At 57.0% G+C, this 16,074-nt stretch carries 16 protein-coding genes; 11 read left to right on the forward strand and 5 right to left on the reverse strand.

Features of this window, described 5'->3' with window-relative positions; genetic code table 11:
- The first annotated feature begins 1 nt into the window (after position 1).
- The 8 genes from hpaX (at position 2) to yjiA (ending at position 9,209) form a co-directional block, all read left to right on the forward strand.
- A complete protein-coding gene (gene hpaX, locus N037_RS18525; protein ID WP_032642694.1) occupies positions 2–1,354 on the forward strand; it encodes a 4-hydroxyphenylacetate permease in 1,353 nt (450 codons plus the stop codon).
- Positions 1,326–2,216, forward strand: coding sequence for a 4-hydroxyphenylacetate catabolism regulatory protein HpaA (gene hpaA / locus N037_RS18530; RefSeq protein WP_032642695.1), 891 nt, complete (start codon positions 1,326–1,328; stop codon positions 2,214–2,216). The genes hpaX and hpaA overlap by 29 nt, the downstream gene beginning before the upstream one ends.
- Before the next feature lie 195 nt (positions 2,217–2,411).
- Positions 2,412–3,974 carry a 4-hydroxyphenylacetate 3-monooxygenase, oxygenase component gene (gene hpaB, locus N037_RS18535; RefSeq protein ID WP_023331946.1) on the forward strand — a complete coding sequence of 521 codons (1,563 nt, stop codon included), beginning with the start codon at positions 2,412–2,414 and terminating at the stop codon, positions 3,972–3,974.
- Positions 3,975–3,991: 17 nt separating this feature from the next.
- Positions 3,992–4,504 (forward strand): 4-hydroxyphenylacetate 3-monooxygenase reductase subunit, encoded by a 513-nt coding sequence (locus N037_RS18540; protein ID WP_032642696.1) that lies wholly within the window; start codon positions 3,992–3,994, stop codon positions 4,502–4,504.
- Between the two features lie 178 nt (positions 4,505–4,682).
- On the forward strand, positions 4,683–5,600 hold the full coding sequence (locus N037_RS18545) for a helix-turn-helix transcriptional regulator (protein ID WP_032642698.1): 918 nt from the start codon (positions 4,683–4,685) through the stop codon (positions 5,598–5,600).
- Between the two features lie 191 nt (positions 5,601–5,791).
- Positions 5,792–7,945 carry a carbon starvation CstA family protein gene (locus N037_RS18550; protein WP_032642699.1) on the forward strand — a complete coding sequence of 718 codons (2,154 nt, stop codon included), beginning with the start codon at positions 5,792–5,794 and terminating at the stop codon, positions 7,943–7,945.
- 96 nt (positions 7,946–8,041) lie between these two features.
- Positions 8,042–8,245 carry a YbdD/YjiX family protein gene (locus N037_RS18555; protein ID WP_003856610.1) on the forward strand — a complete coding sequence of 68 codons (204 nt, stop codon included), beginning with the start codon at positions 8,042–8,044 and terminating at the stop codon, positions 8,243–8,245.
- Positions 8,246–8,255: 10 nt separating this feature from the next.
- Positions 8,256–9,209 (forward strand): GTPase, encoded by a 954-nt coding sequence (gene yjiA, locus N037_RS18560; protein WP_032642701.1) that lies wholly within the window; start codon positions 8,256–8,258, stop codon positions 9,207–9,209.
- An 80-nt stretch (positions 9,210–9,289) separates the two neighbouring features.
- On the opposite strand, the gene N037_RS18565 is transcribed toward yjiA, so the two are convergent.
- On the reverse strand, positions 9,290–10,648 hold the full coding sequence (locus tag N037_RS18565; RefSeq protein WP_032642702.1) for an esterase-like activity of phytase family protein: 1,359 nt from the start codon (positions 10,646–10,648) through the stop codon (positions 9,290–9,292).
- A 411-nt stretch (positions 10,649–11,059) separates the two neighbouring features.
- On the opposite strand from N037_RS18565, the gene N037_RS18570 reads away from it, so the two are divergent.
- Positions 11,060–11,605, forward strand: coding sequence for a YfaZ family outer membrane protein (locus tag N037_RS18570; protein ID WP_023334381.1), 546 nt, complete (start codon positions 11,060–11,062; stop codon positions 11,603–11,605).
- A gap of 56 nt (positions 11,606–11,661) precedes the next feature.
- On the opposite strand, the gene N037_RS18575 is transcribed toward N037_RS18570, so the two are convergent.
- Positions 11,662–13,032, reverse strand: a complete 1,371-nt coding sequence (locus N037_RS18575; RefSeq protein ID WP_032642704.1) for an NAD-dependent succinate-semialdehyde dehydrogenase — start codon at positions 13,030–13,032, stop codon at positions 11,662–11,664.
- Positions 13,033–13,183: 151 nt separating this feature from the next.
- Here N037_RS18575 and N037_RS18580 point away from each other — a divergent pair, with 151 nt between their 5' ends.
- Positions 13,184–13,927 (forward strand): AraC family transcriptional regulator, encoded by a 744-nt coding sequence (locus tag N037_RS18580; RefSeq protein ID WP_032642706.1) that lies wholly within the window; start codon positions 13,184–13,186, stop codon positions 13,925–13,927.
- Positions 13,928–13,975: 48 nt separating this feature from the next.
- Positions 13,976–14,602 carry a LysE family translocator gene (locus N037_RS18585; RefSeq protein ID WP_032642708.1) on the forward strand — a complete coding sequence of 209 codons (627 nt, stop codon included), beginning with the start codon at positions 13,976–13,978 and terminating at the stop codon, positions 14,600–14,602.
- Between the two features lie 20 nt (positions 14,603–14,622).
- Here the strand turns inward: N037_RS18585 and tssD are convergent, their stop codons facing one another.
- Genes tssD through N037_RS24325 form a run of 3 tightly spaced genes read right to left on the reverse strand, consistent with a single transcriptional unit; the run spans position 14,623 to position 15,989 of the window.
- Positions 14,623–15,114 (reverse strand): type VI secretion system tube protein TssD, encoded by a 492-nt coding sequence (tssD, locus tag N037_RS18590; RefSeq protein WP_032642710.1) that lies wholly within the window; start codon positions 15,112–15,114, stop codon positions 14,623–14,625.
- Entirely contained in the window at positions 15,115–15,627 is a 513-nt protein-coding gene (locus N037_RS18595; RefSeq protein ID WP_023334376.1) for a hypothetical protein, read from the reverse strand. It lies immediately after the preceding gene.
- Positions 15,627–15,989 carry a tlde1 domain-containing protein gene (locus N037_RS24325; protein WP_023334375.1) on the reverse strand — a complete coding sequence of 121 codons (363 nt, stop codon included), beginning with the start codon at positions 15,987–15,989 and terminating at the stop codon, positions 15,627–15,629. The genes N037_RS18595 and N037_RS24325 overlap by 1 nt, the downstream gene beginning before the upstream one ends.
- Positions 15,990–16,074 lie beyond the last annotated feature (85 nt).

A 16,074-nucleotide genomic window follows, 5' to 3' on the forward strand; every position in this document is an offset into this window, starting at 1 on the left:
CATGACGACCTCTACCCTGCAAACTCATGATAATAAAGCTGTTGAACATCGCGCCATTAACAAGCTGTTCCGACGCCTGATCGTCTTTCTCTTCATCCTGTTTGTTTTCTCGTTTCTCGATCGCATCAATATCGGCTTTGCCGGGCTGACGATGGGCAAAGATCTGGGCCTTACGTCGACCATGTTTGGCCTGGCCGCGACGCTGTTTTACGTCACCTACGTGCTGTGCGGGATCCCGAGCAACATCATGCTGGCGAAGATCGGCGCGCGCCGCTGGATCGCCGGGATCATGGTGGTGTGGGGCATCGCCTCCACCTGCACCATGTTCGCCACCAGCCCTGAAACGCTCTACGTCCTGCGCATGCTGGTGGGTATTGCCGAAGCCGGCTTCCTGCCGGGGATCCTGGTCTATCTCACCTGGTGGTTCCCGGCGTATCACCGCGCCCGCGCCAACGCGCTGTTTATGATTGCCATGCCGGTGACCATGATGCTCGGCTCGATCCTCTCCGGGTACATTCTGGCGATGGACGGGCTGTGGAACCTGAAGGGCTGGCAGTGGCTGTTCCTGCTGGAGGGGCTACCGTCGGTAGTGCTCGGCGTGGTGACCTGGTTCTACCTCAACGACACGCCGGATCAGGCCACCTGGCTGGATGACGACGAAAAACAGGCGCTGAAAACGATGATCGCCCGCGAGCAGGAGCTGGCCGTAACGCAGCCTGCCTCGGCACGCTCAACCCTGCGCGAAGTGCTGACCCCGGCGGTGCTGCTCTACACGCTGGCCTACTTCTGCCTGACCAACACGCTCAGCGCGATCAACATCTGGACGCCGCAGATCCTACAAAGCTTTAACACGGGGAGCAGCAATATCGTCATCGGCCTGCTGGCGGCGATCCCGCAGTTTTGCACCATTCTCGGGATGATCTGGTGGAGCCGCCGCTCCGACAGGCTGAAAGAGCGAAAAAAGCACACCATCCTGCCGTACCTGTTCGCCGCGGCGGGATGGATGCTGGCCTCAGCCACCGATCACAGCCTGATCCAGCTGCTTGGCATCATCATGGCCTCAACCGGATCCTTTACCGCCATGGCGATATTCTGGACCACGCCGGATCGGGTTATTAGCCTGCGGTCCCGCGCCGTGGCGCTGGCGGTAATCAACGCCATCGGCAACGTCGGATCCGCCGTCAGCCCATTGCTGATTGGGATCCTGCGCGACGCGACCGGCAGCTTCAGCTCCGGGCTGTGGTTTGTGGCCGGACTACTGGTGGTCGGCGCGCTGGTGCTGACGCGCATTCCGATGACGCAGCGGGATCAACAGAGGAACGATCATGTGCCAGAGCCCTATCGCCAACATTGATATCAGCAAGGAGTACGACGAAAGTCTGGGCACCGACGACGTGCACTACCAGTCGTTCGCCCGCATGGCGGCCTTTTTTGGCCGCGACATGCAGGCGCATCGTCACGACCAGTATTTTCAGATGCACTTTCTCGATACCGGGCAGATTGAACTCCAGCTCGACGATCACCGCTACTCGGTGCAGGCGCCGCTGTTCGTCCTCACGCCGCCGTCGGTGCCGCACGCGTTTATCACCGAATCCGACAGCGACGGGCACGTGCTGACGGTGCGCGAGGATCTGATCTGGCCGCTGCTGGAGGTGCTCTACCCCGGCACGCGGGAAGCATTTGGCCTGCCGGGGATCTGCCTCTCGCTGGCGGATAAGCCGGACGAGCTGGCGGCGCTGAAGCACTACTGGCAGCTGATTGCCCGGGAATCCACGGAACAGCTGCCGGGGCGCGAACACACGCTGGTCCTGCTGGCGCAGGCGGTCTTTACCCTGCTGCTGCGCAACGCGAAGCTTGACGACCACGCTTCAGGCGGCATGCGCGGCGAGCTGAAGCTGTTCCAGCGCTTTACCCAGCTGATTGATGCCCACTACCACCAGCACTGGACGGTGCCGGCATACGCCAGCGAGCTGCACCTGACCGAATCCCGCCTGACCGACATCTGCCGCCGCTTCGCCAACCGCCCGCCGAAGCGGCTGATCTTCGACCGACAGCTGCGTGAAGCGAGGCGGCTGCTGCTCTTTTCCGACAGCACAGTGAGCGAAATTGCCTGGCAGCTGGGGTTTAAAGATCCGGCCTATTTCGCCCGCTTTTTTAACCGCTTAGTGGGATGCTCGCCCAGCGCGTACCGGGCGCAGAAAGTACCGGTTTCCTGAACGCATCACGGTTCGTAGGGCGGGTAAGCGCAGCGCCACCCGCCGAAAAGCCACACCGATCACAAAACCACATCCCACCCGAAAAGTACCCGCCGTTGTCCCAAACGTCCCTTCACGTTACGCCCCGCTCAGGCTTCAATTAAACAACAAAAACAAAACATAAATTTAACAACACTATTCCGATACGAGGTCCCTATGAAGCCTGAAGATTTCCGCGCTGATGCCAAACGTCCGTTAACCGGCGAAGAGTATTTAAAGAGCCTGCAGGACGGCCGTGAGATTTACATCTACGGCGAGCGCGTCAAAGACGTCACCACCCATCCGGCGTTTCGCAACGCGGCGGCCTCCATCGCGCAGATGTACGACGCGCTGCACAAGCCGGACATGCAGGATACCCTCTGCTGGGGCACCGACACCGGCAGCGGCGGCTATACCCACAAGTTCTTCCGCGTGGCGAAAAGCGCCGACGACCTGCGCCAGCAGCGCGACGCCATCGCCGAGTGGTCGCGCCTGAGCTACGGCTGGATGGGCCGCACGCCGGACTACAAAGCCGCGTTCGGCTGCGCGCTCGGCGCCAACCCGGCCTTCTACGGCCAGTTCGAACAGAACGCCCGCAGCTGGTACACCCGCATTCAGGAAACCGGCCTGTACTTCAACCACGCCATCGTTAACCCGCCGATCGACCGCCACAAGCCGGCGGACGAGGTGAAGGACGTCTACATCAAGCTGGAGAAAGAGACCGATGCCGGGATCGTTGTCAGCGGCGCGAAGGTGGTGGCAACCAACTCGGCGCTGACCCACTACAACATGATCGGCTTCGGCTCCGCGCAGGTGATGGGCGAAAACCCGGACTTCGCGCTGATGTTTGTCGCGCCAATGGACGCCGAGGGGGTGAAGCTGATCTCCCGCGCCTCTTACGAGATGGTGGCAGGCGCAACCGGCTCCCCGTACGACTACCCGCTCTCCAGCCGCTTTGATGAAAACGATGCGATCCTGGTGATGGATCACGTGCTAATCCCGTGGGAAAACGTGCTGATCTACCGCGATTTCGACCGCTGCCGTCGCTGGACGATGGAGGGCGGCTTTGCGCGAATGTACCCGCTGCAGGCCTGCGTGCGCCTTGCGGTGAAGCTCGACTTCATCACCGCCCTGCTGAAGAAATCCCTGGAGTGCACCGGTACCCTGGAGTTCCGCGGCGTGCAGGCGGATCTCGGCGAAGTGGTGGCCTGGCGCAACATGTTCTGGGCGCTGAGCGACTCCATGTGCTCCGAAGCCACCCCGTGGGTCAACGGCGCGTATCTGCCGGATCACGCCGCGCTGCAAACCTACCGCGTGATGGCGCCGATGGCCTACGCGAAGATCAAGAACATCATCGAGCGTAACGTGACGTCCGGGCTGATCTACCTGCCGTCCAGCGCCCGGGATCTGAACAACCCGCAGATCGACCAGTATCTGGCGAAATACGTGCGCGGCTCCAACGGTATGGATCACGTTGAACGCATCAAGATTTTGAAGCTGATGTGGGATGCCATCGGCAGCGAGTTTGGCGGTCGTCACGAGCTATACGAAATCAACTACTCCGGAAGCCAGGATGAGATCCGCCTGCAGTGTCTGCGCCAGGCGCAGAGCTCCGGCAACATGGACAAGATGATGGCGATGGTCGACCGCTGCATGTCTGAATACGACCAGCACGGCTGGACGGTGCCGCACCTGCACAACAACAGCGATATCAACATGCTCGACAAGCTGCTGAAATAGCGCAGCGGGAGGTTGCAATGCATTTAGATGAACAACGCCTGCGTTTTCGCGACGCAATGAGTAGCCTGTCGGCGGCGGTCAATGTGATCACCACCGAGGGCGAGGCGGGCCGCTGCGGCATTACCGCCACCGCCGTCTGTTCGGTCACCGACACCCCGCCGTCGGTCATGGTGTGCATCAACGCCAACAGCGCCATGAACCCGGTATTTCAGGGCAACGGCAGGCTGTGCGTTAACGTGCTGAATCACGAGCAGGAGATCATGGCTCGCCATTTCGCCGGGATGACCGGTATGACGATGGAGGAGCGCTTTACCCTCTCCTGCTGGCAGAAAGGCCCGCTGGCGCAGCCGGTGCTCAAGGGCGCGCTCGCCAGCCTTGAAGGTGAGATTAGCCAGGTGCAAACCATCGGCACGCATCTTGTCTACCTTGTTGAAATTAAAAATATCATTCTGAGCGATGCGGGACACGGCCTCATCTACTTCAAGCGCCGTTTCCACCCGGTCATGCTGGAGGCGGAAGCCGCCGTGTGATCTCCCCTCGCGCTGGCCTTTTTTCCGGCCAGCGCCGCTTTCTACAAAAAATCCTAAGGTTTCCGCTAAATCACGCCGTTATATACCCATAAGAGAAATTTTCTGTGACTGAATACTGACACCCTTTGTCAGTGCACCCGCATCATTCAGCGCATACCTAAATATACAGGATGACCTTATGGCTAAAACGACGCGGAGCCGCTCGGCTGAACGTCTGGTCGATATTCTGGTTGAGCTACATTTAAACGGTGTGGTAAACCGCAGTGCGCTAATGGAGAAATTTAAAATTACCGAGCGTACCGTCTACCGGGATTTAAATGCCCTCTCACCCATTGTTGAACATACCGGTAACGGGCTATATCGACTGATCCATTCCGCACAATCGCCCGGTGGACAAGGCTTACATCACACCCTTGCTAACTTCCTGAATGCTGACAGCTTTTTCCCTGAAAGAAATACGGAATTCTGGCAGAATCTTGAGACGCGCGTTGACGAAAACCATATTCTTATTCTTGCGAATGAAGCTGAACACACGGTCCAGCGCGATATTCGTCGTCATTTAACGAAAATCGAGAGATCGATTAAAAACCATAATGTTTGTCAGATTGTTTATAAGGGAAAAACCCGTCTGATTAATCCCTATAAACTCATTAACAAAAAAAATATATGGTATTTACAAGCCACCGAAAATAGCCGCCTGAAATCCTTCTCACTGAGCCAGATTAGCTGGTTTGATATTCAGAAAACGACCTTCACCCCGGAAGATAATGTCCTTGCGCTGCTGGAAAAAAGCCTCGACCCCTGGGTCTCTGAAAATACTTTCGCGGTGAAAATATTCATCAAAGATAATATTTCACATTACTTCCTGCGCCGCGATCTTCTGCCGGAACAAGAGCTGCTGGAGGAGCAACAGGGCGGCGTCACGCTGCGCTGCCAGGCGGCGCACGAGAACCAGATCCTGCCGCTGCTGTTCTACTGGCTGCCCCATATTCAGATTCTGGAGCCGAACTGGCTGAAGGAAAAACTGATCGGAACGCTGGAGAGCTATCTGGCGGTGGAACGCAACCCGAATAATCAAGTGATCTCAATCACATAATTTCGCCCCCAGGCGGCGAGCCGGAACCGCTCGTCGCCCCCTTTGACCGCTCACCTGTCACTTTCAACCACTCATTCATTTACCGTCCTTTACACGCGCGGGGATCTGGCACGATCGCTCCAGCATTAATCAATACCTCCTCACAACGAACCCTGACCCTTTTTTCTTTACATAAAAAACCAGGTCTTACTATGGATACTAAAAAACTACTGAAGCACGTGCCCTGGGCCTTACTCGGGATCCTCGGCGCTTTTTGTCTGGCGGTTGTCGCATTACGCCGGGGCGAACACGTAAGCGCCCTGTGGATCGTGGTCGCGTCCGTTTCCGTCTATCTTGTTGCTTATCGCTACTACAGCTTGTACATCGCGCAGAAGGTCATGAAGCTCGACCCGACGCGCGCCACGCCGGCGGTCATTAACAATGACGGCCTGAACTACGTGCCAACCAACCGCTACGTGCTGTTTGGTCACCACTTTGCCGCGATCGCCGGCGCAGGCCCGCTGGTGGGCCCGGTGCTGGCCGCGCAGATGGGCTACCTGCCGGGTACCCTGTGGCTGCTCGCGGGCGTCGTGCTGGCGGGTGCGGTGCAGGACTTTATGGTGCTGTTTATCTCTTCTCGCCGTAACGGCGCTTCTCTGGGTGAGATGGTCAAAGAAGAGATGGGCCGCGTGCCGGGGACTATCGCCCTGTTCGGCTGCTTCCTGATTATGATCATCATCCTCGCGGTGCTGGCCCTGATCGTGGTGAAAGCGCTGGCCGAAAGCCCGTGGGGTGTCTTCACCGTCTGCTCAACCGTACCGATTGCGCTGTTCATGGGGATCTACATGCGATTCCTGCGTCCGGGCCGCGTGGGTGAAGTGTCGGTGATTGGTATCGTGCTGCTGGTAGCGTCTATCTACTTCGGCGGCGTGATTGCGCACGACCCGTACTGGGGCCCGGCGCTGACCTTCAAGGACACCACCATTACCTTCGCGCTGATTGGCTATGCGTTTATCTCCGCGCTGCTGCCGGTCTGGCTGATTCTGGCCCCGCGCGACTACCTGGCCACCTTCCTGAAAATCGGCGTTATCGTCGGTCTGGCGATCGGCATCCTGCTGATTAACCCGGACCTGAAAATGCCTGCGGTAACGCAGTACATCGACGGTACCGGCCCGCTGTGGAAAGGCGCCCTGTTCCCGTTCCTGTTCATCACCATCGCCTGCGGTGCGGTCTCTGGCTTCCACGCCCTGATTGCGTCCGGCACCACGCCTAAGCTGCTGGCGAACGAGAAAGACGCGCGTCTGATCGGCTACGGCGCGATGCTGATGGAGTCCTTCGTGGCGATCATGGCGCTGGTTGCAGCCTCCATTATCGAACCGGGTCTGTACTTCGCGATGAACACCCCGCCTGCGGGCCTCGGCATTACCATGCCAAACCTGCACGAGATGGGCGGTGACAACGCGGCGCTGATTATGGCGCAGCTGAAGGACGCGAGCACACACGCGGCAGCGACCGTCAGCTCCTGGGGCTTCGTGATTTCGCCTGAGCAGATCATGCAGACCGCGAAGGACATCGGCGAACCGTCCGTGCTGAACCGCGCCGGTGGCGCACCGACGCTGGCCGTCGGTATCGCGCACGTGTTCCACAAAGTGCTGCCGTGGGCGGACATGGGCTTCTGGTACCACTTCGGTATTCTGTTCGAAGCGCTGTTCATCCTGACCGCGCTGGACGCCGGTACCCGTGCGGGCCGCTTCATGCTGCAGGACCTGCTCGGTAACTTCGTGCCATTCCTGAAGAAAACCGACTCTCTGGTGGCGGGCATTCTGGGTACTGCGGGCTGCGTCGGCCTGTGGGGCTACCTGCTGTATCAGGGCGTTGTCGACCCGCTCGGCGGCGTGAAGAGCCTGTGGCCGCTGTTCGGTATCTCTAACCAGATGCTGGCCGCCGTGGCGCTGGTGCTCGGTACCGTGGTCCTCGTGAAGATGAAACGCACCAAATACATCTGGGTAACGGTTGTTCCTGCGCTGTGGCTGCTGCTCTGCACCACCTGGGCGCTTGGCCTGAAGCTGTTCAGCGCCAATCCGCAGCTGGAAGGCTTCTTCTTCATGGCTAACCAGTACAAAGAGAAGATTGCCGCAGGCGGCGCGGATCTGACCGCGCAGCAGATTGCCAACATGAACCATATCGTGGTGAACAACTACACCAACGCGGGTCTGAGCATTCTGTTCCTGGTGGTGGTGTACAGCATCATCTTCTACGGCATCAAAACCTGGATGAACGTGCGCAACGCCGACGGTCGTACGGATAAAGAAACCCCGTACGTGCCGGTGCCGGAAGGCGGCGTGAAGACCTCTTCACACCATTAAAAAAATGGCGGGTGGCGCTGCGCTGACCCGCCCTACAACGGTACTGTAGGCCCGGTAAGCGTAGCGCCACCGGGCTTTTTCTGTCTGGAACCCACAATGTTTGGTAACTTAGGCGAAGCAAAAAAATACCTCGGTCAGGCGGCGAAAATGCTGATTGGCATTCCGGACTATGACAACTACGTTGAGCATATGAAGACCAACCATCCGGATAAGCCGTACATGACCTACACCGAATTCTTCCGCGAGCGTCAGGAAGCGCGCTACGGCGGAAGTGGAGAAGGCGGCGTCCGCTGCTGCTAAAGGAGAGACCATGACCCCGATTGCCGTTACCCTGCTGACCGGTTTTCTCGGCGCCGGCAAAACCACCCTGCTGCGCCACATCCTGAATGAACAGCACGGCTTCAAAATCGCCGTTATCGAAAACGAGTTCGGTGAGGTCTCCGTTGACGACCAGCTGATCGGCGATCGCGCCACCCAGATCAAAACCCTCACCAACGGCTGCATCTGCTGTACCCGCTCTAACGAGCTGGAAGACGCCCTGCTGGACCTGCTCGACAGCCGCGACCGCGGTGACATCGACTTCGACCGTCTGGTGATCGAGTGCACCGGCATGGCCGACCCCGGCCCGATTATTCAGACCTTTTTCTCGCACGACATTCTTTGCCAGCGCTACCTGCTGGACGGCGTTATTGCCCTTGTCGATGCGGTCCACGCCGACGAGCAGATGAACCAGTTCACCATCGCCCAGTCTCAGGTGGGCTACGCCGACCGCATCCTGCTGACCAAAACCGACGTGGCGGGCGGAAGCGAAAAACTGCGCGAGCGCCTGACCCGCATCAACTCCCGCGCGCCGGTTTACACGGTGACGCACGGCGACATCGATCTGTCTCAGCTGTTCAACACCAACGGCTTTATGCTGGAAGAGAACGTGACCGCAAAACCGCGCTTCCACTTTATGGGAGATAAGCAAAACGACGTGGCGTCGATTGTGGTGGAGCTGGACTACCCGGTGGACATCGGCGAGGTTTCGCGCGTGATGGAGAACCTGCTGCTCTCGTTTGCCGACAAGCTGCTGCGCTACAAAGGGATGCTGTGGATTGACGGCGAGCCGAACCGCCTGCTGTTCCAGGGCGTACAGCGCCTGTACAGCGCCGACTGGGACAGACCGTGGGGCGATGAAACGCCGCGTAGCGTGATGGTGTTTATTGGCATACAGCTGCCGGAAGAGGAAATTCGGGCGGCGTTTGCGGGTCTGAAGAAATAGCCTCCCCGCTTAACTATGCGCTCCGAACAATCCCCTCTCCCCTGTGGGGAGAGGGTTAGGGTGAGGGGGGAGCGGTAAACCTATTTCACCGCTTCCGGCAGCGTCACAATCCACAGCTCGCTGTCCGACTCCGGCTTCTTCAGCGGCTTCACGCTGAGGGTGGTTTCAACCGGTTTATCATCCAGCGTCAGCTTGCCTTCTGCGTTCACCCGGTAATCCTTGAGCTTCTTGCCCTCGACCGGGTTTTGCATCGCCACCTTCACGCCAAAGTCGTTATCGTTCGCCACCGCAAGCGTTTTGCTGTCGATCAGCGCCAGCCCTTCGGCCTTCTCCTGCTGCCAGCCCAGCGCGCGCAGATCGACAACCTGCGTTTTAGCCGCAAGCGTTATGCCGCGCTGCGCCAGGGTTTTCTCATCATCAAACTCCGGGTACTCACCCGGCTTGTCAAAGGCGGAAAGGTCGCTCGCCTTGCTGAGATCCACTTTGTAAATCAGGTTGCGCATGCCGTCGTTTTTATCGCTTCCCTGCTCAATCAGCAGGATATGCTGGTCATCGAGCGCCACAATGTCGCCGATTTTGGCGTCGCTGTTTTTACCGTAGGCCGCGCTGTCGATTGGGTAGCCGTACATCGCGGTTTTCCCGGTCGCCGGGTCGAAGCTCACCAGACGCGTAAACAGCGCCTGCTTTTTGCTCTTACCGTTAATATCCAGCGTACTTTGCACGGCGGCGATAATCCGCCCGTCCGGCATGCGGGTCAGGCCTTCAAAGCCCCGATTCGCCTGGCGCCATTTGATAATGTTTGGCAGACCGCCCGCGATGGACTTCTCCCCTTCCGCCGCCTGCGGCCCGTGGATCGCGAGGATCTTGCCTTTGCTGTCGACGTTAATCAGGAACGGGCCATACTCGTCGCACAGCCAGTATCCGCCTTTACCGTCCGGCGTGATGCCTTCGGTATCCAGCCCGCGGTTGTCACCCTTCAGGATCGTTAAGGTGTCGCTGAGCGCCACTTCATTGGTGGAGCCAATCACGCCGCTTTGCAGCGGCAGACCGTTAATCGCGCCTTTATCATCATGCAGCGGGCGGGCATCGACAGCCTCCGCTTTGCCGTTTTGAACGCGGATGGTCATCAGCAGCGGCGCGAAATCTGGCGTGACAAATATTTTAGCCTCGTTTTTACCCATTTTTGGCGCATCGGCGTTTGGACCGCGATCGGTCACGGTCGCAAAGGTCAGGGCGTCGCCCTGTTTGCCCGTAAACAGCAGGCCGGAACCGATTCCCACGGGCAGTCCATTCGGAAACGCGCTGGCAAACGCGCCGCTGTAGCTCACGTGTGAGCCTTCAGGGAAGCTGACGACATAGCGCTCAGCAGTGGGCTGCGCCGCCAGGCCAGAGAAAGAGAGCGCACAACCGATTAGCACAGGAATAATTTTTCTTTTCATATTGTTAGCATCCAGTTAGTGAAGCCAACAACGTAATGAAGAATCGTGTCAGAAAAATGACACAGGCGGGACGCTGACCCACGCAGCGGCACGTATATCCCTCTTCAGAAATGTAAACTTACGTCTTTATCTATGACAACTGAAACACTTCTGGAAATTATTAGAAATTCAATTAATTCATCTCAAAGGGCTTTTTTCTCCTCGTTCAAACGTCGTTTAGCAAACTCTTTAAACTTTTCCTAAACGCGAATTTAATTGCCATTGACGGCTCGCCAAACAAACAATTCAGCAACAGATAAAAACTAAATAACTAACAAAATCAGCATAAAACCACGACATGCATCACATTTGCAGTCATAAACATCACTTGTTAAGGTTCCCTCAGATTAATTTAATGACGAGGAAAAACTCATGAAAAAGCTTAACGTTCTCATCCTCTCCGCTCTGACCGCTGTCTCTGGCTCCGCACTGGCGATGGGTGGCAGCATTGAGCAGGGTAAAAACTTTACCAACCTGAATGTGGAAATGGGTAAATCGACCTCCGGCCTGTATACCGAAGGCAGCTGGCTGAAAAATACCGATGACGGCACCACAACCGGTGGCGTAGGTGCTGGATACAACTTCGAAGTCGGTCCGGTGATGTTGAACGCAGGCGCTAAGGCCCTCTACGTTGGCCCGAAAAAAGGCGATAACGGCGTAGCGTTCCCAATCGGTGGCGGCGTGAAGGTTGCCCTGACCGACAGCATCAACGTCTTCGGTGAAGGCTATGTGGCGCCAGACGGGCTGAACAACAGCGTCAAAAACTACGTTGAAGCGAACGGCGGCGTAAGCTGGACCCCAATCAAACCGGTTACGCTGAAAGTGGGTTACCGCCACGTGAGCGTTGACGGCAAAGACGGCCGTCCAAACCACACCCTGATCGACGGCGCATACGTGGGCGGCGGCGTGAGCTTCTAAGCCAACGAACAAACAAAAAAAACCTGCCATGCGGCAGGTTTTTTTTGTCTCGGGTATTACTTGTGTACCACCACCAGCTTCTGGTTCACAAACTCTTTGATCCCCAGATCCGACAGCTCGCGCCCGTAGCCGGAGCGCTTCACGCCGCCGAACGGCAGCTCTGGCGCGGTATCGGTGAGCCAGTTGATATACACCATCCCGGTCTCAATGCGCGACGCCATTTTCTTCGCGCGCTCGATATCCTGGCTGAATACCGCCCCGCCAAGGCCGTAGTGGGAGTCGTTCGCCAGCGCGACCGCTTCGTCGTCGTTTTTCACCACATACACCTGCGCCACCGGGCCAAAGAACTCCTCGAAGTACGCCGGGTTGTCGCGGGAGATATTCGTCAGGATGGTCGGTTCGAAGAAACTCCCGTCGCGCTGAACGGGCTTGCCGCCATAGTGCAGCGTCGCACCGTTTTTCACCGCCTCGTTAACCTGTTTGGTCAGCGTTTCCAGAGCATCTTTAGACGACAGCGGCCCCAGCGTGGTGCTTTCGTCCAGCGGGTCGCCAATCTTCACCTGCTTAAACGCCTCGGTGAATTTGCTCAGGAAGGCATCGGCGATCTTTTCATGCAGGATAAAGCGCTTCGCCGCGGTGCAGACCTGTCCGGCATTGTTAAGCCGCGCATTCACGCCAATCTTCACGGCTTTGTCCAGATCCGCATCATCCAGCACCACGAATACGTCGTTACCGCCCAGCTCCAGCGTGGATTTCTTGATGTGCTTCGCCGCCTGCGCGGCCACCACGCTGCCCGCCTTTTCGGAGCCGGTTAATGCGGCACCCTGCACGCGGTCATCGGCGATGATGTTCGCCACCTGCTCGGACGAGATAAACAGGTTAGTCCACGCCCCCTCCGGCGCACCCGCCTCGCGCACCAGGTGGGCAAAGGTCTCGGCGCAGTGCGGCACGATGCTGGCATGCTTGGCGATCACCGGGTTCCCCGCCGCCAGGTTTGGCGCCAGGACGCGCATCAGCTGGTAATAGGGGAAGTTCCACGGCTCAACGGCCATCAGCACGCCGATGGGGTGATGCTCCACCCACGCTTCCCCAAGTTCAGATGGGTACTTCACCGGGGCCAGGAACTGCTTCGCGTTATCCGCATAGTAGCGGGCGATCTGCGCGCACAGCTTCACCTCGCCGCGGCTCTGTTCGATGAGCTTACCCATCTCCTGGCTGGCGATTTTCGCCAGCTCCTCGGTGCGCTCGTCGATCAGGTCGGCGAGCTTATGCAGCACCGGCAGGCGCTGGCTGATGTCGCCTTTCGCCCAGTCTGAATGATAAAGCGCATCGGCCACCTTCAGCGCCGCTTCGATATCCGCGTCGGTATGTGAGGGGTATTCTTTGATGAGCTGGTTAGTGGCAGGATTTACTGTCTGATAAGCCATGTCGAATCTCCTTGTTTTACCGCTTAGGGTATTAAGGGTAGTCAACATGACTGGCTCTGGACGTAAAGTTGGGTATATCCGGAAGGTTCTTAATGAAGCACTGCCCGACGGTTCGCGGCCGTGGTATAAAAAAGCGCCAGAAGGAGCGCCTATGACCGATACCCGACATGTCCGCCAGACTTTTCACCGCGCCTCAGGCCTTGAGCTGCGCAGCACGTGGCAGAGCACCCAGGCGTACAAACGCCATAGTCACCCTCAGCTCTCCATCGGCGCGATTGTGGAGGGCCAGACCTGCTGCGTGTGTCACGACAGAGAGTACACCCTTAACCCCGGGGACCTCATCGTGATCCCGGCCTGTGCGCCGCACAGCTGCAACCCCGTCGCCGGGCAACCGCGCAGCTACCATATGCTCTACATCGATACCGATCTTCCGCTGGCGCTACAGGTGATTCGTAGCCCAATCCTGTTTGCTCACTACCTGGACGTTGTCGAGACACTGTCTCCAGCGTCCCTGGACACGCTGCTTTCTGCCCTTCCCTACTGTGCGGATAACGCAGACGCGCTTCGCTCAACCAGCCAGCAGGTTCAGGAGGCATTTCTTGCCGATCTCGCCAGCCCGCCTTCTCTCGACGAGCTTGCTCAACGCTTCTCGCTGCGCAAGGAGACGCTGATTCGCACCTTCAAACAGGACACCGGCCTGACGCCTGGCAGCTTCCTTAACATCTCCCGCGTGGAGTACGCCAAGACGCGACTGCGCGCCGGGGATGATATTGCCGACGTCGGCTACCAGAGCGGGTTTGCCGACCAGAGCCATTTTCATAAGACCTTCGTCAGCTATACCGCCGCCACGCCGCGCCAGTACGCCACGGGCCGATCAATATCCGACAATAAATAGCGTTGGCATCACCGTAGTCTGACCTCAGATTTTCACACTGAGGTCGCTATGGAACTGTTCTTCCCTTCCGCTTTTCTCGCCCTGGCGCTGGCGCACTTTGTTGCCCTGCTAAGCCCGGGCCCGGATTTCTTCCTGCTGGTGGGCTACGCCGCGCGCTATCGGCTACGCGGCAGCGCTGGACTGTGCCTCGGCATCGCCGCGGGTAACGCGCTTTATATTCTTCTGGTGATTATCGGCTGGAGCGCGCTGCGCCAGTTTACGTGGCTGTTTACGCTTATCGAGCTTTGCGGGGCGCTGTACCTGCTGTGGATCGGCTCGCATCTGGTGCGCAGTCAGCCTCAGGCGCTGGCGCTGAATGAAACCCACCAGCGCTTTCCTTCGCTGCGCAAGCAGATCCTGCTGGGGCTCGGTTCGGCGCTGCTAAACCCGAAGAACGCGCTGTTCTATCTGGCGCTGATGACGGCGCTGCTGGGGCCGGACGTGACGCTGCTTCAGCAGGCGACCTGCGGCGTCTGGATGGTGATGGTGGTGCTGACGTGGGATCTGGCGCTGGTGTCGCTGATGGGGCTGCGAGCGGTGCAACAGAAGATCAGCCCTTCGCTGTGGTGGATTGAGCGCACGGCGGGGGTGGTGCTGATGGGATTTGGGGGATGGGTGCTGTGGCGGTTGATATGAAAGAATTTACAGGGCTGCTTTCAAGCCCCTAACCGATAATCCCAGTCATCCGAATGAATCACGTTACCGTCACGGTAATGCCAGGCAATCTTTTCATAACGAAGTAAAACAAGCTCAAGATGCCCCTGCTTTTCATGGTAAGTCTCTTTCACGTCATGCATTAATGAAAACAGCGTGACGACTTTTACCGCTTCCAGCGCGATCGTGAAATAGATTTCTTCCTGCCCGGCATCATTAATTCTGTACAGGTCTATAGTCGCTTTTCTGAGCGTGCCCCCCGTGCTCAGCGCTTTATAGAGAAAAACGCTGGAGGCATCAATTTCCTTCTCAATAAGAAAGGGGCGATGCTGGCGTTTGCTCAGCGCTCTGCCATTGTGCAGGTCTGAGTTATAACTCACATTATGATAGAGTCCCAAAACCTCAATCTGGTTTTCACGATCTTTGATTGTCACGCTGCCTTTTATAATATTACCTGCATCGTCAGTTAATGACATATATCCCGGAATGGCCATTTAAATATCCTTATCGAATGGAACAGAGTGTTCAACGGTGGCGATCATAACAGCGAGGCATCTTTTACCCTTCGGGCTGTTAACTTTAAACATCTCCCTGATGGAATCGACATAAAGCTTATTACTTTCTGCTTCCGTCTCAGGGAAATTGGTAAAAGCGCAGACTTGTTCAATAGTGAGCAACGGTTTATCGTCTTTTAAGATTGCTAAGACACCTTCAGGGTTATGCGGGATGGCTTCAGAAAGTGCCGCCTTTAAATCTTCAGCCGTACTGGCGTCCACTCCGGGTTCAAGGGCACTCGCTACGGCTAACCATGCTTGTGTGCCGCTCCTAATTTTCGGGATGATATGATTCCACCACTCCGACTCACCGTTATCATTTGAATCCAGTTCACTTACAACGGTTCTGGCACCTTTGTCATTTATCATTTGCAATATCTGTTCAGGAGTGTGGTTTTTGGCAAATAAACCCACCGGCAAGCACAAAAAGAATAGCGCAATAATATACTTCATTATCGCACCACCAGTATTGTGTCACCTGAATCATAAATCATATGACGTTTGTCCTGGCCGTTCATAATGATGCAACCTGCTGATGCCGAACCTGGCGGTTGACCTTTTTTATCCCCATGAATCTGGAAATGATCTCGGCCAAAAGTATTAGTGCCAGCTATAGGTTCAAGAACAATGGCCTCTGCACTTTTGTGATTATTCCATCCGGCAATAAAATAAATACCTCTGGGAATCGGTCCTCTGTTTCGTTGACTTTCACACTCAGGCTTATCTTTCGATTCACCCGCACCGCTGTAGCAGTGAGCAACAAACTCGCCGTTATGGCTCAATACTCCTGTCGATACTTTATATTCCCATGTCATTAATACCGTCTCCTTGTGCGGATAGTCCTTTATCTTATGACTCACAAGAAAATCGAAATTACCGTGTCGGTCACAAAACCTTACT

Origin of the sequence: Enterobacter sp. EGD-HP1, assembly GCF_000733275.2 — a bacterium.
Lineage (GTDB): Bacteria > Pseudomonadota > Gammaproteobacteria > Enterobacterales > Enterobacteriaceae > Enterobacter.